Genomic DNA, 21,329 nt, shown 5'->3' with positions numbered 1-21,329 from the left:
CGCCACTAGCTGATCTGCAGAAACATCCCTTTGTCATTGAGCTGCAGATATTCGGTGAGATCGTCATAGGCCAGCGGGCGGCTGAGCAGATAACCCTGGGTGAAGGCACACCCCTTCTGGCAGAGGAAGTTGAGCTGCTCGCGGGTCTCTACCCCCTCGATCACCACCTGCATGCCGAGGTTGTGCACTATGTTGATGATGCCGTCGAGCAGCATCCGATCCTGCTCATTGAAGGGGATATGGCGCACGAAGGAGCGGTCGATCTTGACCAGATCGACCGGGAAAGTACGCAGATAGTTGAGGGCCGAGTAGCCGGTACCGAAATCGTCGATGGCCAGCTTGCAGCCCGCCTCGCGCAGGGCATCGATCCGCACTCTGTGCTGATCGCTGCTCTCCATCAGCAGAGATTCGGTGATTTCGATGACGATGTCGGCAGGATCGAGCTCGAAATGCTGGATCACCTTGAGCCACTCACTCGCCTCGGGGTCAATGGTCTGGAACTCCATGGTGGAGCGGTTGATCGACATCTGCAGATCCGGAAAACCGGACTGCTGCAACCGCGCCAGATCCCGGCACGACTGCCACAATACCAGCGCACCCAGCCCCTGAATCAACCCCGCCTCTTCCGCCAGCGGAATAAACTCGGCAGGGGATACCTGCCCCCAGTGGGGGTGATACCAGCGCACCAGCGCCTCCAGCTTGGCGACCCGTCCGCTGCGATTGTCCCAGATCGGCTGGTAGGCCATGGTCAGCTGCTCCAGCTTGATCGCTTCGGCCAAATCCTGCTGCATCTGGTGGCGCTGGCGCACCTCTTCTCGCATGGATGAGCAGTAGGCACCGAGCAACCGTCCCTGTCGCTTGGCCGCAAACAGCGCCTGTTCGGCATTGCGCAGCAGCTCGTCGCTCTCGCTGCCATCGACCGGACAGAGAGTCATGCCGATGGTCGCGGTCACATAGAGGTGCTGGTTGGCCAGCATAAAGGGCCGGGCGAAACTGCCGATCACCTGCTTGGCAAACACCTCGGCCTGACGGCGGGTGACGATTCCGGGCACCAGGAACGCGAACTCATCGCCACCGATGCGGGCCACCAGATCTTCGGTGCGCACCCGGCTAACCAGTCGATCCGACACCTCCCGCAGCAGGGCATCGCCAGCATGGTGGTCCATGCTGTTGTTGACCGCCTTGAAGTTGTTGAGGTCGAGCACCATGAGCGCGAAGCGCTCGCCCCGCTCGCAGAAGCGGGTGAGGCAGCGGCCAAACAGCCAGCGGTTGGGCAGGCTGGTAAGGTTGTCGTAGTTGGCCTGGGTCGCGATCTTCTGCTCGGCCACCTTGGTCTGGGAAAGATCGCTGAAAATGGCGATATATTGCTGAATTTTGCCAGCTTCGCGCAGGGTGCTGATCATCAGCTGCTGTGGATAGAGCTTGCCGTTCTTGCGCTTGTTCCACACCTCGCCACGCCACACCCCCACCCGCTCCAGCGCATGGTACATGTCGGCATAGAAGGTCTGATCGTGCAGCCCGGACTTGAGCATGCTGGGACGCTGGCCCCGCACCTCGTCGCTGCTGTAGCCGGTTATCTGCTCGAAGGCCGGGTTGACCGAGATGATGCGGCTGTCGGCATCGCACACCAGAATCGCTTCGGAGAGGTTGTCGTAGACCCGGTGAGAGAGCTTGAGCTGCTCCGCATGGCGCTTGAGGGGATCGATATTCTCCAGCAGCACCATCAGGTAGTCCGGCTGCTGCTGCTCGTCGCGGATCAGGGTGACCGTTACCCGCCCCCACAGGATCTCGCCCCCCTTGCAGAAGTAGCGCTTCTCCTGGGTGAAACTGCTGCGCTCGCCGCGCCGGATCTCTTCGTAGCACTCAAGGCTGCGCTGCCAATCCTCCGGGTGATTGATGTCGGAGATGGAGCGATGAAGCAGCTCGTCTAGGGGATAGCCCAACATCTTCTCGATAGCCGGATTGGCCCAGAGAATGCGGCCGGTGAGATCGAGCTTGCCGATCCCCACCGGGGCCTGAAACAGCATGCTCTGCAGCACATGAGGGGTATCAGGCAAGAGTTGCGGCAGCTGGCGTTGCAGCATCAGCGCCAGTTCGCGACCGGCCAGCGGCCCCAGCAACCGGAGCAACCCCATCACCTTGGTCATATTGGCCTGCGGCTGACGATAGAGCAGGCAGCAGATACCTATGGTCTCGCCATCCGCATCCTTGAGGGCGATCCCGGCGTAGGCCTGGGCTTGCCACGCATCGGCAAGCGGCATCGCGGGGAACAGCTGCAACAGACGATCGCTGAACCAGGCTTCCCCCTCCTGCCAGGTAATGGCATCGGGAGAGTCAGTCAGTGGCAGCGTCAGGGTATCGGGGTCAAGAGAGGAGGGATGGGCAGCCTGAACCGTAAGATGGGAAGCATTTGATTCCCTGCTGGCGATCAGGACGACATCAGCCATCACAGCAGCGGCGATTTCACTCACAAAGGTATCGAAATATCCCTGGCCGCTCGAATGAGCCAGACTGGAGATGATTTGATAGACGGAATCGAGTGCTCGCCTCATGGCAAGTGGCTTTCTCTCCTTGAAGGTTAGAACACGACTCTACTGAAGAGCTGTGAGCAGTGCAAATATGCAATCAGCAAGATATTAAAAAGCCTTGAAAAAAGGGACCAAAAGGTCCCTTTTTGTCGCAGAAATCACGACTCGATCCCACTATGCCGCAAAACAGTGTACCTGCTTGAAGCTCACACAGGCTGCGGGTCAAGAATCTCTGGCAGCGATCCCGCTGTGTCGCAACAGCGCATCCACCTTGGGCTCACGACCACGGAAGGCTCGGAACAGCTCCATCGGCTCCTTCGAGCCACCCTTCTCCAGAATATTCTTCAGGAAGGATTGGCCGGTCGCCGGGTTGAAGATCCCCTCCTCCTCGAAGCGGGAGAAGGCATCGGCAGAGAGCACCTCGGCCCACTTGTAGCTGTAGTAGCCCGCCGCATAGCCGCCCGCGAAGATGTGGGAGAAGCTGTGCTGGAAGCGGTTGAACGCTGGCGGCGTCATCACTGCTACCTGACTGCGCACCTCATCCAGCAGCGCCGGGAGCTGCGCCGGATTGGCCGGATCAAACTCCTGATGGAGACGGAAGTCGAACAGGGCGAACTCCAGCTGGCGCAGCATCTGCATCGCAGCCTGGAAGTTGCGGGCAGTCAGCATCTTCTCCAGCAGATCGGCAGGCAGCGGCTCGCCGGTCTCGTAGTGGCCGGAGATAAAGGCCAGTGCTTCGGACTCCCAGCACCAGTTCTCGAGGAACTGGCTCGGCAGCTCGACCGCATCCCAGGCCACGCCGTTGATACCGGCCACGCCGGCCACATCGATGCGGGTCAGCATGTGGTGGATGCCATGGCCAAACTCATGGAACAGGGTGACCACTTCGTTGTGGGTAAACAGCGCAGGCTTGCCATCCACCGGGCCGTTGAAGTTGCAGGTCAGGTAGGCCACCGGTTTTTGCAGCGAGCCATCCTGACGGTAGCGACGACCCAGACAGACATCCATCCAGGCCCCGCCCTGCTTGTGCTCGCGGGCGTAGAGGTCGAGGTAGAAGCTGCCGCGCAGCTCGTCGTCGGCATCGAAGATATCGTAGAAGCGCACGTCCGGGTGCCAGGTGTCGATGCCGAGACGCTCGCGCACCTTCATGCCGAACACCCGCTTCACCACCTCGAACAGCCCCTTCACCACCTTGCTGGCGGGGAAGTAGGGGCGCAGCTGCTCATCGGAGATGGAGAACTTGTGCTGCTTGAGCTTCTCGGCGTAGTAGGCGAGATCCCAGGCTGCCAGCTCGCTCTGACCATGCTGCTCGGCGGCGAAGGCGCGGATCTCCTCCAGCTCGGCCTTGCCTTGCGGCAGGGATTTGGCCGCCAGATCGGTGAGGAAGCTCACCACCTGTTCGGTCTTGTCCGCCATCTTGGTGGCCAGGGAGAGCTCGGCATAGTTGGCGAACCCCAGCAACTGAGCCAGTTCGCGGCGCAGGGTGAGCAGCTCGCTCATGATGGCGGAGTTGTCCCACTTGCCCGCATTGGGGCCCTGATCGGAGGCGCGGGTGGTGAAGGCCTCATACATCTCGGCGCGCAGCTCGCGGTTGTCGGCATACATCATCACCGGCAGATAAGAGGGGATATCCAGCGTGAACAGCCACCCCTCTTTGCCTTTAAGTTCAGCCATCTGACGGGCAGCGGCACGCACGCTGTCGGGCAGACCGGCCAGCTCGGCTTCATCGGCCACCAGCTTGTGCCAGCCCTGGGTCGCATCCAGCACGTTGTTGCTGAAACGGGAGGCCAACTCGGAGAGGCGGGCCTGAATTTCACCGTAGCGCTGCTGCGCCTCGGCAGGCAGACCGATGCCGGAGAGGCGGAAGTCACGCAGGGTATTCTGGATCTCCTTGCGCTGGGCGCCGCTCAGCAGCGGGAAATCATCGCTCTGGGAGAGGGCCAGATAGGCCTGATAGAGCCCTTCATGCTGACCGACATAGGTCTGGAATTCGGAGAGCAGCGGCAGGCAGGCGTCATGGGCCTCGCGCAGTGCTTCGCTGTTGAGTACGGAGTTGAGGTGGCTGACCGGTGACCAGATCCGTGACAGACGGTCATTTACCTCTTCCAGCGGGGCAATCAGGCTATCCCAGGTATGGGGATCACGCTGGGCCAGCACATCGCTGATCTTCTGCTTGCAGTCAGCAATCGCCTGAATCACTGCAGGCTGAACCTGCTCCGGCTTGATCTGGCTGAAAGGGGGCAGCGAATCCATTGTCAGCAAAGGGTTATTCATCCCGGTTACCTCTTGTTTGGTCTTGAACAGACCGCTTTAGCAGCTCTGTATGGCTTTCTAACATGTGGCCAAGCCACGCAATAATCAAGCGGGAATCCGCCGCAACCCTGTACTTTTCCAGCCATTGCGACCCGGATCTCTGCCGTTGCTGCAGTTTTGCCATCAACAGCCAGTAACAGGATGAATATGTGGGCCTTTTTTGGCTCTTACTGCTATTTTCAAGGGGCAAAAAATCGCCATTTACCGGCGCCACAGCTGCCAGCCAAGTACCGTCATGCTCAATCATGGAAACGGACAAAATGTGGTAGCTGTAACAAATTATCAATATTTTTCAGTCAATTAGAATCAAAACCAACTATTGATTAATTTATTTTCAAGCATCTATCATAGGCAACCTGCCATGCAGGTCACTTGATTCTCTGTGCTGCACAGAAATCGGGTGAAAAAGGCAAAGTGACCCGAAAGGGCGCGACGCAAAGCCACCGGTCTAAGGGAAAACACCTATGACAGCGGGGCTGCCCCCGGGGACGTCCGGTCACAACCGACGCCCCATTTGCACCGTACGGAGAGACGATGAACAAACTCAAATTATCCCTGCTTGGCAGCCTGCTCGGCATGGGTGCCCCCATGGCATATGCCGCCAGTGCCGGTCAGGCGATGGTCAACCCCCAGTCCGGCGTAGTAGTCGGCTATTGGCACAACTGGTGTGACGGCTCGGGCTACAAGGGCGGTATCGCCCCCTGCGTCAAGCTCGATCAGGTCAACCCGCAATACAACGTGGTCGATGTCTCCTTCATGAAGGTCTATGGCAGCGATCCCATCCCCACCTTCAAGCTCGACCCGGCCATCGGCATGAGCGAAAGCCAGTTTATCGAGCAGATCGCCGAGCTGAACCGTCAGGGCCGTGCCGTGCTGCTGGCGCTGGGCGGTGCCGATGCACACATCGAGCTGCGCAAGGGTCAGGAGCAGGCCTTTGCCGACGAGATCATCCGTCTGGTGGAGACCTATGGCTTCGACGGGCTGGATATCGATCTGGAACAGGCCGCCATCACCGCCGCCGACAACCAGACCGTGATCCCGGCGGCCCTGCGTCTGGTCAAGGATCACTACCGCGCCCAGGGGAAAAACTTCCTCATCAGCATGGCGCCGGAGTTCCCCTATCTGACCCAGACTGGCGCCTACATCCCCTATATCCGCAATCTGGAAGGCTACTACGACTGGATCAACCCTCAGTTCTACAACCAGGGTGGCGACGGTATCTACATCGATGGCATCGGCTGGATTGCCCAGAACAACGATGCCCTGAAAGAAGAGTTCATCTACTACATGGCGGATTCGCTGAGCAACGGTACCCGCGGCTTCTACAAGATCCCCCATGACAAGCTGGTGTTCGGCATTCCGACCAACATCGACGCCGCCGCCACCGGCTATGTGCAGGATCCGCAGAAGCTCTACAACGCCTTCAACCGCCTGAAGAGCGAGGGACAACCGCTGCGTGGCGTGATGACCTGGTCCATCAACTGGGACATGGGCCGCAACGCTGCCGGTCAGTCCTACAACGAATCCTTCATCAAGAGCTACGGCCCCTTCATCCACGATCAGGAGATCACGCCGCCGGTCGACAACGGCAAGCCGGTGTTCAGCGGCCTGAGCGATACCCGCATCAAGCAGGGTACCGCCTTTGATCCGCTGGCCGGTGTCAGCGCCAACGACAAGGAAGATGGCGACCTGACTGGCCAGATCCAGGTAGAAGGCTCGGTAGACAGCCAGCGCATCGGCCTATACCCCCTCACCTACAAGGTGAGCGATCGCGACAACAACGTCACCGAGCAGGTACGCACCATCGAGGTCTACAGCATGAAGCCGGTATTCAGTGGGGTCACCGACACCACGCTGGAACTGGGTACCCCCTTCGATCCGATGACCGGCGTCAGCGCCCATGATGAAGAAGATGGCGACCTGACCACCCAAATCAAGGTCAGCGGCAACGTCGACAGCAGCAAGGTCGGCCGCTACACCCTCACCTATCAGGTGAGCGACAGCGCCGGTCAGCAGGTAACCCAGCAGCGCAACGTGACCGTCAGGGAGCAGGGCGCCGTCTGTGAAAACAGCTGGGATGCCAAGAAGGTCTACGTGGGCGGCGACATCGTCAGCCACAACGGCAAGAACTGGCTGGCAGGCTGGTGGACCCAGAACGAAGAGCCGGGCACCACGGGTGACTGGGGCGTCTGGCGCGTACAGGGCGACAGCGACTGCGGCGGCACAACGCCACCCGCCGAAGGCAGCAGCGACTTCACCGTCAGCGCCATGGCGAGCGAGTACACCATAGTCAACGGTCAGGTCAGCATCCGCTTCAACCTGACCACCGCCAACCCGGTACAGATCACCGCAACTCTGGAGCAGAGCGGCCACAGCCACGGTACCACCAGCAGCCAGGTGAACGGCACCAGCACCCTGATGCTGCAGGGCAGCAATGTCACCGACGGTAGCTACGACGTGGTCATCACCGGCCTGGCTGACGGCCAGCAGCCGGTGGTGCAACGCTTCCCGGTCACCCTGACCGAAGAGAGCGACAACGGCGGCAGCGATGGCGACTACCCGGCCTATGCCCCCAACACCAGCTATCAGGCCGGTGATCGGGTCAGCAATGCCGGTGGCAACTACGAGTGCAAACCCTGGCCCTACAGCGGCTGGTGTGGCGGCTCGACCAGCCACTATGCACCGGGTACCGGCAGCGCCTGGAGTGATGCCTGGATCAAGCTCTGACCTTGCCCCAACCACTAACGGGGGCCGACAGGCCCCCGCCCATATCCTGCCCGTCGGCCACGCTGCCGATGGGCTGGATGCACTGACCCGGACGGGTTAGCCCCTCTCTTTTACATGCTTGCCAACCACCAAAAACGTCCAACAACAACCAAGATAAGGAAATCACCATGCCAAGAACCACCAAGCTTGCCACCCTGCTCGGTCTGCTGCTGTCGGCCCATGTCGTGGCCGATGAGCGCGAACAAGCCTATTTCAAACAAGCCTATCAGGAGCACTACGAACAGATGACGGCGCGCCTCGCCGCGCTGCATCAGAGTGCGGCTGACGAGCAGAACGTGATCATCAAGGATGGCAAGCGCCACCTTGCCATCAACGGCCTGCTCTACCCGCTGACGGCGGATAACCACATCCTGTTCGATCTGCCCAAACCCCACTTTTTCGACGAAACAGCCATTCGTAACGTCTTTGATTTCTTCGATGAGGAGTGGGAGCTGACCTGGTACGACGGTGGGGTCGTAGCGGTCAACAAACGCTTTGGCAACTATGACTACGGCAACGGCTGTCTGCTGGAGTACTTCCCCCACGGCCAGATCCAGAATGGCGAACGCACCCGGGTGGTGATGGAGACCAGCTCCTGCAGCGTCAACTCGTTTGCCACCTCGCTGCAATATCTGGACAAAGGCGAGGAGCTGACGGCCGACCAGCTGGGGCTGGACGCCAGCCTGATCACTGCGGTCGAGCGCTATCAGGATCGGCTCTATGTCAGCCAGAACGGCAATCCGGGCCATGTGGCCATTATCGATATCCCGAGCCGCCAGCAGATTGGCGAGATCCGCGGCACCGCAACCGGCAGTGCCACGGCCTACAACCAGGTCAGCGAACTGTTTGTCCGCAACAACCTGCTCTACGTGGTCTCGCGCTACTCGCACCGGGTCGATATCTTCGATCTGGCCGATGAACATCGCCATGTCACCACCCTGGGAACCGGTCGGGATTCCGGCAGCAACAGCCTGCACCGCGCCCAGGCCGTCTTTGCCAATCAGGATTACGTGCTGGTGGCCGATGCGCTGAGCGAGATCAAGGTCTACCGCCAGCAGGATGTGACGCCGGAGAACAGCCTCAAGACCCCCATCGCCGGTCGGCTCGCCTTTGAAGGAAAATACAGCCACCGTCTGGTGCAACTCCATCAGGTGGGTGACTATCTCCTGGCCCATACAGCCGGCAAAAACTACTACATCTATGACTTGCGCAAACTGGCTGATGCCATCGCCAGCAACACACCGCTGGCGCCTGAGCAGGTGATCGCCGACAGCAATCTGCAAAAAATCGACATGGATGGCGATCGGCTGGTGGTGAACTTCAAGGACCGCATCGAATGGCATGATGCCGATACCCTGATCGCCAACGACTTTCAGTTCAAGAACCCGACCTTTACTGTCCGGGAGATCAACCAGCAGCCCGTGGCGGCGCTGAAAGATCTCCAGCTGGCGGGCTCGGCGCTTGTCACCGCCAACGAGCGTGGCCTGGGTTTCAACCAGCTGCTGAGCAAGGAGATCAGCTTCACGGCCGACGAGCAGTTGCCGGCTCGCCCGCTGATCTTCGATCAGCTGATGCCGACCGCAGTCAGCTACATACTGCGCAATGACGAACCCTACGAGGTGCTGATCGATCGCGCCCAGCGTTCGGTCAACATCAATTCGCTGGTCAAGACCGAGCTGCTTGATAACGACACGGTGCGCATCACCAACTATGCCGCCAGAGAGCTGCATGACATCAATATCGAGTCACGCCTGAACGGTATCAACAAGTGGCTGATCCTGGGCAAGCTCGATCGCCTGCCCGCTTATGCCCAAATCACCCTGCCACTGAGCGCCTTTGGCGAGCAGGGACGCTTCAACAGCGCCAGCCGCGATGGCGTGTTTGATCTCAACAACTTGCTCGACAACAGCATCAATCTGCCTGCCCAGTTCGAGCACAGGTTTAGCTCCAACTCGGATCCGTTTGCCCAGAAGCTGGCACGCCTCAAGCCAAGCTGGAACGTGCGCTTCGCCACCAACACCAGCGGCTCCTGGCGCCCCATCAATGCCCTCTACGCCCGTGAGTGGCTGATCATCGCCACCAACCTGGCCTACATGGTCTCGACCGAGGAGTTCAAACACGTCTGGTACAACTTCAAGGCGGTGAACGGCTACGAGATGTTCGGCAATGGCGGCAACAGCTATGTGCCGAACGGGATCTTTACGGCGGCCGATTATGACTACTACTACCACAGCCTGATGAAGCGCCCCTACCTCAACCTGGGGATCACCGCCATGGGGGGCGGGCTGGGGAGTGGTGGCATCACCGGGGTCGATACCTTTAACTTTGTCAGCCACTACTACGGCGGCTGGGGCATCATTGCCCACGAATTTGGCCACGGCTTCGATGGGAAGTCCTACAGCCATGAGAGCGCGTTTGCCCGTGGCAGCCACGGCTGGCATCCCCTGATGACGGGCATGGCCAACTACCATATCCGCAAGGGCGACCTGCCCTATCTGGACGATGATCTCAACGGTTTCCACAAGCCGGAAAACGACATCTATCGCTACAACTCGGTCAGCCAGGGGGCTCGCAAGCACCGCGCTGACAGCCACATGTACTATACCGACCACTACTTCATGCAATTCTCCACCATGCCGCAAGGCTGGGTAGCCAACGGCAGCGACTTCAGTGCCGGGCAGCTGGCGGCCCTGAACAATCAGGAGCGACTGCTGATGGGCTGGATCCCCAAGGAGTCGGAGAAAGGCAATCTCTGCCGGTTCACCTTCCAGGATGGCGAGCAGTACTACGGCTACGTCGAACAGCAGGCTGATGGTCTGCTCTGTGATGCCGGATCCCTGATCCGTTATCGTCAGCCCGATGGCCAGTTTGTGCCGCTGGTCTCGGCCATCAACCAGTTTGACTGGCTGTCACTCCACCACAAGGGCAAGCTGGATCAACCAGTGCTGCACCAGAATGGTCGCCAGCTCTGCTACAAGAATGTGGCGGGCTTTTACGGTATCGGCTTCGTCAATGACAACAAACAGTGCACCCAGTTGCCCAACGTCTATCAGACCAATGGCAAGCACTGGCTGACCAGCTCCGGCTGGACCGGTCTGACCTACCTGAGCGGAGACTTCATCCTGCCCACTACCGGTAGCAGCAGTGACTTCACCGTCACCGATCTGGCGGCCGAATATCTCATCGTCAACGGCACGCTCGACTTCAGCCTGACGCTGACCACCGCCAACCCGGTGACCGTCACCGCGACCCTGTTGCAGGATGGCAATCCGGTCGCCATCGGCAGCGCCCTGATCGATGGTCAGGGTTCCCTGCAGCTGACGCAGTCGGGCCTTGCGGCCGGCAGTTACGAGCTGTTGCTGGCGGGCATGGCTGAGGGGAGCAAGCAGGGCTTCGAGCGCCGCTTCACCCTGGCATTGGTGGAACAGGCTCCGGGTGGTGACAGTGACGGTGGTAACGGCAGCTACCCGGCCTATGTTGCGGGCACCGCTTACCAGAGTGGCGAACGGGTCAGCAATGCCGGTGGCGACTACGAGTGCAAACCCTGGCCCTATAGTGGCTGGTGTGGCGGCTCGACCAGCCACTATGAACCGGGTACCGGCAGCCACTGGAGCGATGCCTGGACCAAACTGTAATCATCCGCTCGTGACCAAAAGAGGGCCATAACGACAGAGGGGGAGCCATCGGCTCCCCCTCTCGTTTCTCTCTTCAACCCGGCTTAACGGGCATCTTCCTTCAGCCACTGCGCTACGCGCTTGGCGAAGTAGGTAAGGATGCCGTCGGCCCCGGCTCGCTTGAAGCAGAGCAGAGACTCCATGATGGTCTCCTTCTCTTTCAGCCAGCCGTTCTGGATCGCCGCCATATGCATGGCGTACTCGCCGCTGACCTGATAGGCAAAGGTCGGCACGCCGAACTGATCCTTCACCTGACGAACCACGTCCAGATAGGGCATGCCCGGCTTGACCATCACGCTGTCGGCCCCTTCCTGAATATCCAGCGCCACTTCGTGCAGGGCTTCGTTGCTGTTGGCCGGATCCATCTGATAGGTGGCCTTGTTGCTCTTGCCGAGATTGCCGGCAGAGCCGACCGCATCGCGGAACGGGCCGTAGTAGCAGGAGGCGTACTTGGCGGAGTAGGCCATGATCTGGGTGTTGATGAAGCCGTTCTCTTCCAGTGCGGCACGGATGGCACTGATGCGGCCATCCATCATGTCGGACGGCGCGACTATATCGACCCCGGCTTCGGCGTGGGAGAGCGCCTGCTTGATCAGGATCTCGGTGGTGATGTCGTTCAGCACATAGCCTTCGTCATCGATGATGCCGTCCTGACCGTGGGTGGTGAACGGATCGAGCGCCACGTCGGTGATCACCCCGAGCTCCGGGAAGCGGGCCTTGAGGGCACGCACGGTGCGCTGGGCCAGCCCGTTCGGGTTGTAGGCCTCTTCCGCCATCAGGCTCTTGCTCTCCAGCGGAGTGACCGGGAACAGGGCAATAGCAGGTACGCCCAGCTCCACCAGTTCAGCGGCCTCCTCCAGCAGCAAATCGATGGAAAGACGCTCCACCCGCGGCATGGAGGGAACTGCTTCCCGACGGTTCTCCCCCTCCAGCACGAACACCGGATAGATGAGATCGTTGACGGTCAGTACGTTCTCGCGCACCAGACGACGGCTGAAATCATGTTTGCGCAGACGGCGCAGGCGGCGGCCCGGAAAGGCGCCCGGAAGAGTTGTAGCCATGAATCACTCCTGGAGAGGAAGTTGGAAGAACGCGGCGGAGGTGGCCCGGGTATGGGCCAACAAGGCCTCGGGCGCTTCACCACGACAGGCCGCCACCACCTGGGCGATGTGCGGCAAAAAAGCAGGTTCGTTGCGTTTTGGGCGCGGTTTCAGATCTCGCGGCACCAGATAGGGGGCATCGGTCTCGATCATCAGCCGACCGGCCGGAATACGCGCTACCTGTTCGCGCAGCAGCTGACCACGGCGCTCATCGCAGAGCCAGCCGGTCACCCCGATATGCAGCCCCAGCGCCAGACACTCGTCCAGCTCCTCGTCGGAACCGGTGAAGCAGTGCAGCACGGCTCCCGGTAGTCTGGGCAACCAGGGACGGAGGATCTCGATAAAACGGGCGTGTGCATCGCGACAGTGAAGGAACACCGGCATCCCGAGCTCGGCAGCCAGCGCCAGCTGGGCGTCGAATACCGCATCCTGCACCGGGCGGGGGGAGAAGTCGCGGTTGTAGTCGAGACCGCACTCGCCGATGGCCACCACCTGCGGCAGCGCCGCCAGCTCGCGCAGGGCTGGCAGGGTCGCCCCATCGACACTCTTGGCATCGTGGGGATGGACCCCGGCGGTGGAGAAGCAGTAGCCCGGCCAGCGGGCGGCCAACTCGGCGCTCTCGCGGCTACCAGCCAGATCGGTACCGGTGAGGATCAGCGCCTCCACTCCGGCGGCGCGGGCACGGGCCACCAGCTCAGGCTGTTCACCGGCGAACTGGCTGCTGGTCAGGTTTAAACCGATATCGATCATGGGATGAGGTGTTCCGAACAAAAGGAATACATATCAGGTATTTGAAAACCATCTACCGAATGGGGTCTTACCATACGCCTCGAACGAGAGCATGAAAAGAGGAAGGGAGCCTCAGCTCCCCTCGTTCTGCTATTCCTGCGGACTTCGTCATCCTCTCGCCGTCCGGCAAACAGGTGACGAACAGAGCCTCAGCTCTCCCCATCCGGTTGTTCCTGTTGCTCTTCATCCTCTTTCTTCACGTAGAAGCGGGCGAAGAACAGACCTATCTCCCACAGCGCCCACATCGGAATGGCGAGCAGGGTCTGGGAGAATACATCAGGAGGCGTCAGCAGCATGCCGACCACAAACACCCCGACGATGACGTAGGGACGCTTCTCCTTCAGGTTCTTGGGGGTGGTCACACCGGTCCAGCAGAGCAGTATGGTGGCCACCGGAATTTCGAACGCCACCCCGAACGCGAAGAACAGGGTCAGTACGAAGTCCAGATAGCTGGCGATGTCGGTCGCCACCGTCACCCCGGCAGGGGCGGTACTGGTGAAGAAACCGAACACCAGCGGGAACACCACGTAGTAGGCAAATGCCATCCCCGCATAGAACAGCAGGGCACTGGAGACCACCAACGGCATGATCAGGCGCCGCTCATGCTGGTACAGACCGGGGGCGATAAAGGCCCAGGCCTGATAGAGCAGATAGGGGATCGCCACGAAGAAGGAGACCACCAGGGTCAGCTTGATCGGCGTCAGGAAGGGGGTCGCCACATCCGTCGCGATCATGCTGGTCCCTTCCGGCAGCTGGCTGAGCAGCGGCTGGGCCACGAAGTCGTAGATGTTGTTGGAGAAGTAGATCAGCGCCAGAAACACCACGAGGATGGCGGTAATGGAGCGCAGCAAACGGGTTCTCAGCTCAACCAGATGGCTGATCAGGGGTTGTTCGGCCTGACTCATGGCTTCACCTCCCCTTTTGCTGCAGAATCGCTGACCGGCACCGGCTCGCTCTCCCGCTGGCTGTTGACCGGCGGCACGTCGTGGCTCAGCTGCACCGCAGGCTCCACCGGCGTGGCAGGCTCCGCCTGGGCGACCGGCTCGGGGCGCGGCGGACGGATCTCGTTCTCCACCTGATAGGGGCGATTGACCGACTGGGCCGCCGCCTTGAGCTGTTCGATGGACTCCTGCAGCTCGGGGCTCAGGTTGCTCATCTGCAACTGTTCGGCCTTCTTGAGGTCGTTATGCAGCTCTTGCAACTTGAGCTCCTGCTCCAGCTCGGACTTGACCGAGTTCGCGGTCGAACGAATGAGGCGGATCCAGTGGGTAGCCGTGCGGATGGCAACCGGCAGCCGCTCGGGCCCCAGTACCACCAGTGCTACCACACCGATAACGACCAGCTCCCAAAAACCGATATCGAACATGGCTTAGGCCTGGTCTTTGTCTTTCTGTTTGGCGGGCTCACTGCTCTGAGTGGCCGCTTCGTTCAGCTGTTTCGGGGGAAACTCGGCATCTTTCTGCTCGGCCTTGGCATCAGCCGGCTCGTCGGAGAGGGCTTTCTTGAACCCTTTGACCGCCGCACCCAGATCACCGCCGATCCCGCGCAGTTTCTTGGTACCGAACAGCAGCACGACGATGACTGCAATGATCAACAATTGCCAAATACTGATACCACCCATGATTTTCTCTCCAGAACAGGCGCCTGACGGCGCGGTTGTTGATTAATGGGAACGGGTTCGCAACCAGCCGACCAGCCAGCAGAGGGCTGCACCGGCGAGACTGGCTTGTCCCCACTCAATGTGTTGTTTTTGGGTCAGCAAGAATACACCCGCCAATAGCAGGCTGGCTCCAACCCCTAAGAGGTAGCGGGCCTGCCCCTGCCGACGGCTGTGACGGCGGAACTCGGCAAACATCTGGTCGAAATGACGCTGCTGATGACGGGTCTGGCGCAGGGTCTCATAGACCAGCTCCGGCAGCTCCGGCAGCTTCTCCGCCCAGAATGGCGCCTTCTCCTTGATGGCGTTCAATACCGACTTGGGCCCGACCTGTTCGTGCATCCAGTTTTCGAGGAACGGCTTGGCGGTCTGCCACAAATCGAGCTGCGGGTAGAGCTGACGCCCCAACCCTTCCACATAGAGCAGGGTCTTTTGCAGCAGCACCAGCTGCGGCTGCACCGTCATATGGAAGCGACGCGCGGTGTTGAACAGGTTGAGCAGCACGTGACCGAACGAGATCTCGGAGAGCGGCTTCTCGAAGATAGGCTCCAGCACGGTGCGGATGGCAAACTCGAACTCGTCCACCTTGGTGTCTGCCGGTACCCAGCCCGACTCCACGTGCAGCTCCGCCACCCGACGATAGTCTCGGTTGAAGAAGGCGAGGAAGTTCTCCGCCAGATAGCGTTTGTCTTCCCGATTGAGGGTACCGACGATGCCGCAGTCGATGCCGATCCAGAGCGGGTTTTCCGGATGTTCGTAAGAGACGAAGATGTTGCCCGGGTGCATGTCGGCATGGAAGAAGCTGTCGCGGAACACCTGGGTGAAGAAGACCTCTACCCCGCGCTCTGCCAGCAGCTTCATGTTGATACCGTTGGCCTCCAACGCCGGGATATCGGAGACCGGAATACCGTAGATCCGCTCCATCACCAGCACCTGCTCGCGGCAGAGGTCGGTGATGATTTCAGGCACATAGAGCGCCTCGGAGCCGGTGAAGTTGCGGCGTAGCTGGATAGCGTTGGCCGCTTCGCGCATCAGATTGAGCTCGTCGAGGATGGTCTTGCGATACTCCTCCACAACCTCGATGGGGCGCAGCCGCGCGCTCTGGGGCGCGAAACGGGCCACCAGACGGGCCAGCGTCTGCATCAGCCGCAGGTCGGCTTCGATGACCGGCTCGATATCGGGGCGGATCACCTTGATGACGATCTCGTGGCCACTCTCCTTCAGCCGGGCGGTATGCACCTGCGCGATCGAGGCCGACGCCAGCGGCGTCTCGTCGAAGTCGTCAAACAGGGTTTCGATGGGACAACCCAGGCTCAGCTCAATCTGCTGACGCGCCGCCTGACCACAGAAGGGGGGCACCCTGTCCTGCAGCAGGGCCAGCTCCTCGGCAATGTCCGGCGGCAACAGGTCGCGGCGGGTCGAGAGCATCTGGCCAAACTTGATGAAGATGGGGCCAAGGGCCTCGAAGGCGAGGCGAATGCGGGCACCGCGGCTGAGATCCGGTTGCTTGTTCTTGAGCCAGAACAGGGAGCGACGGGCCAGACGACCCGGCCAGGGTTGATAGCGGGCGGGCACCAGTTCGTCGATGCCCTGCTCCAGCAGGATGGTGATGATGCGATAGAGGCGTTTGAACTCCTTCGGGGTCATCAGGTCACCTGCTGTTCGAAGCGGGCCAGCCGCAGTTCGACGGCCTTGAGCTGCTGGGCCAGCACCTCGACGTCATCGTTGAAACTCGCCACCTCCAGCGGGCCGGGGGCGAGGCGGGCCTCTTCGGTCAGATATTCCGCCAGCTGGCTGCGGGTGCGGCACAGTTCGCGGCCGACCAGACGACGCGCCTGACGGGCACCGCTGAACAGGGTGTGGGCAACGACATCGCCGGTATAGCGCGACAGCTCCTCCTCCCAGTCGATATCCAGCTCGCCCAGCAGCACGCTGAATGCCTGTACCAGCTGGGGATCACCGCTCAGATCCAGCTTCTCCTCGCGGATATAGCGGGTCAGGGCGGAAGGGTCTTTCAGCAGACCGAGGGCGGTCAGGGAGAGACTGAGCACCGCATCCGCCTCCCCTTCATGCTGGGCCAGCACATCCAGCCGACGCTCGGAGAAGACAAACCAGAGCGGCTTGAGTTCACGCAGCTCCAGCTTGAGCACCTTGCCCACCAGTTTGCGCAGCCGCTCCGGGCTCTGTTTGTCCAGCGCCAGCAACTGGTTGAGGCTGGTTTCGATCACCGCGGTGACCATGGCATCCATCGGCATAGGCAACCTTAAAACTTGTAACCGCGGTGCAGGGCGACCACACCCTGAGTCAGATTGAAGTACTCCACCTGCTCGAACCCGACATTTTCCATCATGCCAGCCAGGGTCTGCTGATCCGGGTGCATGCGGATGGACTCTGCCAGATATTTGTAGCTTTCACTGTCGTTCGCGACGATTTCGCCCATTTTCGGCAGCAGTTTGAAGGAGTAGAGGTCATAGAGCTTGGCGATCACTTCGCTGACCGGCTTGGAGAACTCCAGCACCAGCAGACGGCCACCCGGCTTGAGCACCCGGAACATGGAGGCGAGCGCCTTGTCTTTGTCGGTGACGTTGCGCAGGCCGAAGCCGATGGTAATCACGTCGAAGTGGTTATCCGGGAAAGGGAGCGCCTCGGCATTGGCCTGCACGTAGGAGACGTTGTTGGCGACCCCCAGATTGCGCAGCTTGTCGCGGCCCACTTTCAGCATGGAGTCGTTGATATCCGCCAGCACCACCTGACCGGTCTCGCCGACGATGCGGGAGAACTTGGCGGTCAAGTCACCAGTACCACCGGCCAGATCCAGCACCTTCTGACCCTTGCGCACACCGGAACAGTCGATGGTGAAGCGCTTCCACAGGCGGTGGATGCCGAACGACATCAGATCGTTCATCAGATCATACTTGGCTGCCACCGAATGGAAGACACCTGCTACCAGAGTTTCCTTCTCGGTCGCGGCCACGGTTTTAAAGCCAAAATGCGTTGTCGTTGCTTGTTCTGACATCCCTTAAACACCCATAGAGCAAAGAATGGCCGCCAGTTTACCAGAGCCACTGGCGTCCGGACACCTTAAACCCGGCTCGCAACCAACTGCATGCCCAGCACCACCATGGCCAGACAGAGGAAGAGATTGAGACCGATATTGAGCAGCGCTTTCAGATAGGCTCCATGTTGAGCCAGCACTACCGTATCGAGGGCAAAGGAAGAAAACGTGGTCAGGGCACCGAGGATCCCCACCATCAGCAGCGGCTTCATCGGGTGTTCTACCACATGACCATGACTGATGAGGGCGAATGCCACCCCCATGATGAAAGAGCCCACCACGTTGACCACCAGAGTCCCGTAAGGAAAGTGGCGCCCCAGCAGCAAGGCCATCAGTTCGGCAATCCCAAAACGAAGGCAGGCGCCGATGGCGCCCCCTGCAGCAACATAGAACCAGGTTTGCATGGTGTTACTCCCTCAGGGTCAGGGCGCCATTATGTCGCAATGGCGGCCCTTGTGCCCAGAGGCGGAACTAATCGTCATCCAGCCTGATTGAAATCTCAGCGGCGAAAATCGATGGGCTCTGGCTGACCCAGCACGATTTCGGTCTGGGCCGGGCGGGTCTGGGCAATCACCTTGCCGTGACGGATCGAGTAACGCACCGGCACCTGACGGCGCACCGCATCGAAGCCGTTGTCGGCAGGCAGGATCAACAGGTTGGCCGGTTTGCCCACCTCGATACCATAGCGATCCTGCACATTCAGGGTGCGGGCGCTGTGGCTGCTGATCAGCTTCAGACCATCGTTGATCTGCTCGTAACCCATGATCTGGCAGACATGCAGCCCCATGTGCAGCACCTGCAACATGTTGGCGGTGCCCATGGGATACCAGGGATCGAACACGTCGTCGTGACCGAAACAGACGTTGATGTTCGCCTCCAGCATCTCCTTCACCCGGGTAATACCGCGGCGTTTGGGATAGGTATCGAACCGCCCCTGCAGGTGAATGTTCACCAGCGGATTGGCCACGAAGTTGATATCTGCCATCTTCAGCAGCCGGAACAGGCGGGAAGCATAAGCGCCATTGTAGGAGTGCATGGCAGTGGTGTGGCTGGCCGTCACCCGATGGCCGATACCCCGCTCGTAGGCGAGAGTCGCCAGCGTCTCGATAAAGCGGGACTGCTCATCATCGATCTCGTCGCAGTGCACATCGACCAGAACCTGATACTTCTCGGCAAGATCGAAGATGTAGTGCAGACTTTCGACCCCATATTCCCGGGTGAACTCGAAATGGGGAATAGCACCGATCACATCGGCCCCCAGCTTGAGCGCCTCCTCCAGCAGTGCCTTGCCATTCGGGTAGGAGAGGATCCCCTCCTGCGGGAAGGCGACGATCTGCAGCTCCACCCACTCCTTCATCTCCTCCCGCACCTCCAGCATCGCCTTGAGCGCGACCAGATTGGGATCGGAGACATCGACGTGAGTACGGACAAACTGGATGCCGTTAGCGATCTGCCACTTCAGCGTCTGGATGGCACGCTGTTTCACATCCTCATGGGTCAGCAGCGCCTTGCGCTCGGCCCAGCGCTCGATCCCCTCGAACAGAGTGCCGGAGAGATTCCAGCTCGGCTCGCCCGCCGTCTGGGTGGTATCGAGGTGAATGTGGGGTTCGATAAAGGGGGCAATCGCCAGACCGCCCTCCCCGTCCAGCACCCGACCGGCGACGGCATGTTCGTCATGGGGTTCGATGGCGGTGATGACCCCATCCTGACAGCGGATCTGCCAAAACCCTTCCCGATCGGCCAAACGAATATGTTGAATCAGCATTTGTTAGCTTCCTGTACCAGAACCGGCCGCTGGGTGAGGCGAACCAGAATGAAATAGGTGAAGGCGGCGCCCAATACCGCGTTGAGTGGCACTATGCCCGGCAGCCACTTGCCGACAGCCACCCCGACTGCCGTGGCGACCAGCGCCTGCCAGCGCACCGTCTCGAACTGCTGATCGGCAAATTGACGGTAACGCTCACGATTGAGCAGGAAATCCATGATGATAATGCCACCGATCGGCGGAATTGCCGTACTCAAAAAGGCCAGCCAGCCGACAAAATTGTTGTAAAGCCAGAGGGCGCAAGCCGTACCGATAAGGCCGTTGATCACGCTGAGCGGCTTGCTCTTGAGGCCGGTAATGTTGGCAAAACCGAGGCCGGAGGCATAGAGCGCGTTGTCGTTGGTGGTCCAGATATTGAGGCCCAGCACCAGAATGGCGGGGATCAGCAGTCCCTGCATCAGCATCACTTCCGAGATATCGGCCTGACCGGTCACCGCCGCACCGGCTGCGCCGAAGACGAACATTAGCGTGTTGCCCAAAAAAAACGCCACCATGGTAATCATGACGGCGCCCCAGGGTTTGCGACCAAATCGGACAAAGTCGGCGGTCAGAGTTCCTGCACTGATAAAGGAACCGACCACCATGGTCAGCGCCGTGGTGAACTCGATAGGATTGCTTGGTTGCACCTGCTGCAACGCAGCCATGCCACCGGTCGAGGTCACCGCCAGCCAGACCGAGTAGCCGCCAAGCAGAGCGATAGCCGGTACGGCCACAAAGCTCAGCACCATCAGGGCGGAGATCCCGAAGTAGACGGTTACCGTCATTAAAATACCCGAAATGGCGATCAGCCAGTTCACATCGATCCCAGTCGCCTTCTGTACCGGCAGCGCAAACATCGCCACGCCAACGCCAAACCAGCCGACCTGAGTACCGCCGAGCAACAGAGATGGCAGCCAGGAACCTTTCACCCCAAAGGAGTAACGAGCCAGCAGATGGGTAGAGAGACCGGTTGAAGCACCGATATAACCGAGACAAGCGGTGTAGATACCCAACAACAAGTTGCCGATAAGTACCGCCTTGATGAAGTCATCGAATACCAGCCCGGTACCAAGCGCACCACCGGTCCACATGCTGGCAGAGAAGAAGGTCAGGCCGAGCATCACCAGCATCAGCGAAAGCACACCTTTGCGCCCTTTGGCGGGTACCGCCCCCAAACAGTATTCGTTATCCTGCGCCATGCTCTCTCTCCACGTAATAGGCAAAACGCGCCGGATTTTACATGTAAAACGTTTTACGTCAATCAATCATGGTTAAATCTCTGGATAAAACCATCAATAGCAGTCAAATGAGTAACACATTAGGACTCAAACCAGCAGATAAACAGTGTCGGCTGCAAGCAGAGGGGGTTGCGGGAATAGGGAATGTAAGGGGATATCACAAAAATGACAGATGCAAAAAAGCCTCCCTTTTCAGGGAGGCTTTCTATTTAATGGTGCTGATACCCAGAATCGAACTGGGGACCTCATCCTTACCAAGGATGCGCTCTACCGACTGAGCCATATCAGCACACTAACCGGTAAAGACCACGCTGGGCGTAATCTTGAAATTGGGTGCCTGGCAGTGTCCTACTCTCGCATGGCGAATGCCACACTACCATCGGCGCTACCGCGTTTCACTTCTGA

The 21,329-nt window shown here is 59.9% G+C and carries 15 protein-coding genes, 1 tRNA gene and 1 riboswitch; of the genes, 2 read left to right on the top strand and 14 right to left on the bottom strand.

Annotated features, from left to right (window positions below; all coding sequences use genetic code 11):
• Window positions 1–5: 5 nt before the first annotated feature.
• Together OKC43_RS19460 and prlC are read right to left on the bottom strand one after the other, a co-directional pair.
• Complete coding sequence (locus OKC43_RS19460; RefSeq protein ID WP_236272666.1) at window positions 6–2,552, bottom strand: putative bifunctional diguanylate cyclase/phosphodiesterase; 2,547 nt, start codon at window positions 2,550–2,552, stop codon at window positions 6–8.
• Window positions 2,553–2,750: 198 nt separating this feature from the next.
• The gene (gene prlC, locus OKC43_RS19455; protein WP_236272667.1) at window positions 2,751–4,802 is read right to left on the bottom strand and encodes an oligopeptidase A; all 2,052 of its coding nucleotides are present in this window, start codon (window positions 4,800–4,802) and stop codon (window positions 2,751–2,753) included.
• Between the two features lie 437 nt (window positions 4,803–5,239).
• Window positions 5,240–5,325: riboswitch (cyclic di-GMP riboswitch) on the top strand.
• Between the two features lie 50 nt (window positions 5,326–5,375).
• Here prlC and OKC43_RS19450 point away from each other — a divergent pair.
• Entirely contained in the window at window positions 5,376–7,568 is a 2,193-nt protein-coding gene (locus OKC43_RS19450) for an immunoglobulin-like domain-containing protein (RefSeq protein ID WP_270660554.1), read from the top strand.
• 167 nt (window positions 7,569–7,735) lie between these two features.
• Window positions 7,736–11,242 carry a hypothetical protein gene (locus OKC43_RS19445; protein ID WP_236272669.1) on the top strand — a complete coding sequence of 1,169 codons (3,507 nt, stop codon included), beginning with the start codon at window positions 7,736–7,738 and terminating at the stop codon, window positions 11,240–11,242.
• 83 nt (window positions 11,243–11,325) lie between these two features.
• Here OKC43_RS19445 and hemB read toward each other — a convergent pair whose 3' ends face one another.
• From hemB to OKC43_RS19385, 12 genes are all read right to left on the bottom strand, one after another.
• A complete protein-coding gene (gene hemB, locus OKC43_RS19440; RefSeq protein WP_236272671.1) occupies window positions 11,326–12,342 on the bottom strand; it encodes a porphobilinogen synthase in 1,017 nt (338 codons plus the stop codon).
• Between the two features lie 3 nt (window positions 12,343–12,345).
• Window positions 12,346–13,131: a TatD family hydrolase gene (locus tag OKC43_RS19435; RefSeq protein ID WP_236272672.1), complete on the bottom strand. Its 786-nt coding sequence runs from the start codon at window positions 13,129–13,131 to the stop codon at window positions 12,346–12,348.
• Window positions 13,132–13,319: 188 nt separating this feature from the next.
• The gene (gene tatC / locus OKC43_RS19430; protein ID WP_128815125.1) at window positions 13,320–14,075 is read right to left on the bottom strand and encodes a twin-arginine translocase subunit TatC; all 756 of its coding nucleotides are present in this window, start codon (window positions 14,073–14,075) and stop codon (window positions 13,320–13,322) included.
• Window positions 14,072–14,536 (bottom strand): Sec-independent protein translocase protein TatB, encoded by a 465-nt coding sequence (tatB, locus tag OKC43_RS19425; protein WP_058056816.1) that lies wholly within the window; start codon window positions 14,534–14,536, stop codon window positions 14,072–14,074. The genes tatC and tatB overlap by 4 nt, the downstream gene beginning before the upstream one ends.
• A 3-nt stretch (window positions 14,537–14,539) precedes the next feature.
• Window positions 14,540–14,791 (bottom strand): Sec-independent protein translocase subunit TatA, encoded by a 252-nt coding sequence (gene tatA / locus OKC43_RS19420; protein WP_069528561.1) that lies wholly within the window; start codon window positions 14,789–14,791, stop codon window positions 14,540–14,542.
• A 42-nt stretch (window positions 14,792–14,833) separates the two neighbouring features.
• On the bottom strand, window positions 14,834–16,474 hold the full coding sequence (ubiB, locus tag OKC43_RS19415; RefSeq protein WP_236272673.1) for a ubiquinone biosynthesis regulatory protein kinase UbiB: 1,641 nt from the start codon (window positions 16,472–16,474) through the stop codon (window positions 14,834–14,836).
• Window positions 16,474–17,082, bottom strand: a complete 609-nt coding sequence (locus OKC43_RS19410; protein ID WP_021230987.1) for a ubiquinone biosynthesis accessory factor UbiJ — start codon at window positions 17,080–17,082, stop codon at window positions 16,474–16,476. The genes ubiB and OKC43_RS19410 overlap by 1 nt, the downstream gene beginning before the upstream one ends.
• Window positions 17,083–17,090: 8 nt before the next feature.
• Window positions 17,091–17,843, bottom strand: coding sequence for a bifunctional demethylmenaquinone methyltransferase/2-methoxy-6-polyprenyl-1,4-benzoquinol methylase UbiE (gene ubiE, locus OKC43_RS19405; RefSeq protein WP_005342396.1), 753 nt, complete (start codon window positions 17,841–17,843; stop codon window positions 17,091–17,093).
• A 65-nt stretch (window positions 17,844–17,908) separates the two neighbouring features.
• Window positions 17,909–18,286, bottom strand: a complete 378-nt coding sequence (crcB, locus tag OKC43_RS19400) for a fluoride efflux transporter CrcB (RefSeq protein ID WP_005339378.1) — start codon at window positions 18,284–18,286, stop codon at window positions 17,909–17,911.
• A gap of 95 nt (window positions 18,287–18,381) precedes the next feature.
• Window positions 18,382–19,647, bottom strand: coding sequence for a cytosine deaminase (locus OKC43_RS19395; RefSeq protein WP_042080005.1), 1,266 nt, complete (start codon window positions 19,645–19,647; stop codon window positions 18,382–18,384).
• Window positions 19,641–20,885 (bottom strand): cytosine permease, encoded by a 1,245-nt coding sequence (gene codB / locus OKC43_RS19390; RefSeq protein WP_005342374.1) that lies wholly within the window; start codon window positions 20,883–20,885, stop codon window positions 19,641–19,643. Before codB ends, OKC43_RS19395 begins: the two co-directional genes overlap by 7 nt.
• A 252-nt stretch (window positions 20,886–21,137) precedes the next feature.
• Window positions 21,138–21,213: transfer RNA gene (locus OKC43_RS19385), tRNA-Thr, on the bottom strand.
• Window positions 21,214–21,329: the final 116 nt, after the last annotated feature.

The organism is Aeromonas sp. Y289-2, from assembly GCF_027705925.1.
GTDB classification, from domain to species: domain Bacteria; phylum Pseudomonadota; class Gammaproteobacteria; order Enterobacterales; family Aeromonadaceae; genus Aeromonas; species Aeromonas veronii.
This window is presented reverse-complemented; position numbering and strand designations above follow the sequence as displayed.

What these genes read in the sequence shown, in the direction of transcription:
- OKC43_RS19460 (WP_236272666.1), bottom strand. Translation starts at nt 2,552, where the DNA reads ATGAGGCGAGCACTCGATTCCGTCTATCAAATCATCTCCAGTCTGGCT.
- prlC (WP_236272667.1), bottom strand. Translation starts at nt 4,802, where the DNA reads ATGAATAACCCTTTGCTGACAATGGATTCGCTGCCCCCTTTCAGCCAG.
- OKC43_RS19450 (WP_270660554.1), top strand. Translation starts at nt 5,376, where the DNA reads ATGAACAAACTCAAATTATCCCTGCTTGGCAGCCTGCTCGGCATGGGT.
- OKC43_RS19445 (WP_236272669.1), top strand. Translation starts at nt 7,736, where the DNA reads ATGCCAAGAACCACCAAGCTTGCCACCCTGCTCGGTCTGCTGCTGTCG.
- hemB (WP_236272671.1), bottom strand. Translation starts at nt 12,342, where the DNA reads ATGGCTACAACTCTTCCGGGCGCCTTTCCGGGCCGCCGCCTGCGCCGT.
- OKC43_RS19435 (WP_236272672.1), bottom strand. Translation starts at nt 13,131, where the DNA reads ATGATCGATATCGGTTTAAACCTGACCAGCAGCCAGTTCGCCGGTGAA.
- tatC (WP_128815125.1), bottom strand. Translation starts at nt 14,075, where the DNA reads ATGAGTCAGGCCGAACAACCCCTGATCAGCCATCTGGTTGAGCTGAGA.
- tatB (WP_058056816.1), bottom strand. Translation starts at nt 14,536, where the DNA reads ATGTTCGATATCGGTTTTTGGGAGCTGGTCGTTATCGGTGTGGTAGCA.
- tatA (WP_069528561.1), bottom strand. Translation starts at nt 14,791, where the DNA reads ATGGGTGGTATCAGTATTTGGCAATTGTTGATCATTGCAGTCATCGTC.
- ubiB (WP_236272673.1), bottom strand. Translation starts at nt 16,474, where the DNA reads ATGACCCCGAAGGAGTTCAAACGCCTCTATCGCATCATCACCATCCTG.
- OKC43_RS19410 (WP_021230987.1), bottom strand. Translation starts at nt 17,082, where the DNA reads ATGCCGATGGATGCCATGGTCACCGCGGTGATCGAAACCAGCCTCAAC.
- ubiE (WP_005342396.1), bottom strand. Translation starts at nt 17,843, where the DNA reads ATGTCAGAACAAGCAACGACAACGCATTTTGGCTTTAAAACCGTGGCC.
- crcB (WP_005339378.1), bottom strand. Translation starts at nt 18,286, where the DNA reads ATGCAAACCTGGTTCTATGTTGCTGCAGGGGGCGCCATCGGCGCCTGC.
- OKC43_RS19395 (WP_042080005.1), bottom strand. Translation starts at nt 19,647, where the DNA reads ATGCTGATTCAACATATTCGTTTGGCCGATCGGGAAGGGTTTTGGCAG.
- codB (WP_005342374.1), bottom strand. Translation starts at nt 20,885, where the DNA reads ATGGCGCAGGATAACGAATACTGTTTGGGGGCGGTACCCGCCAAAGGG.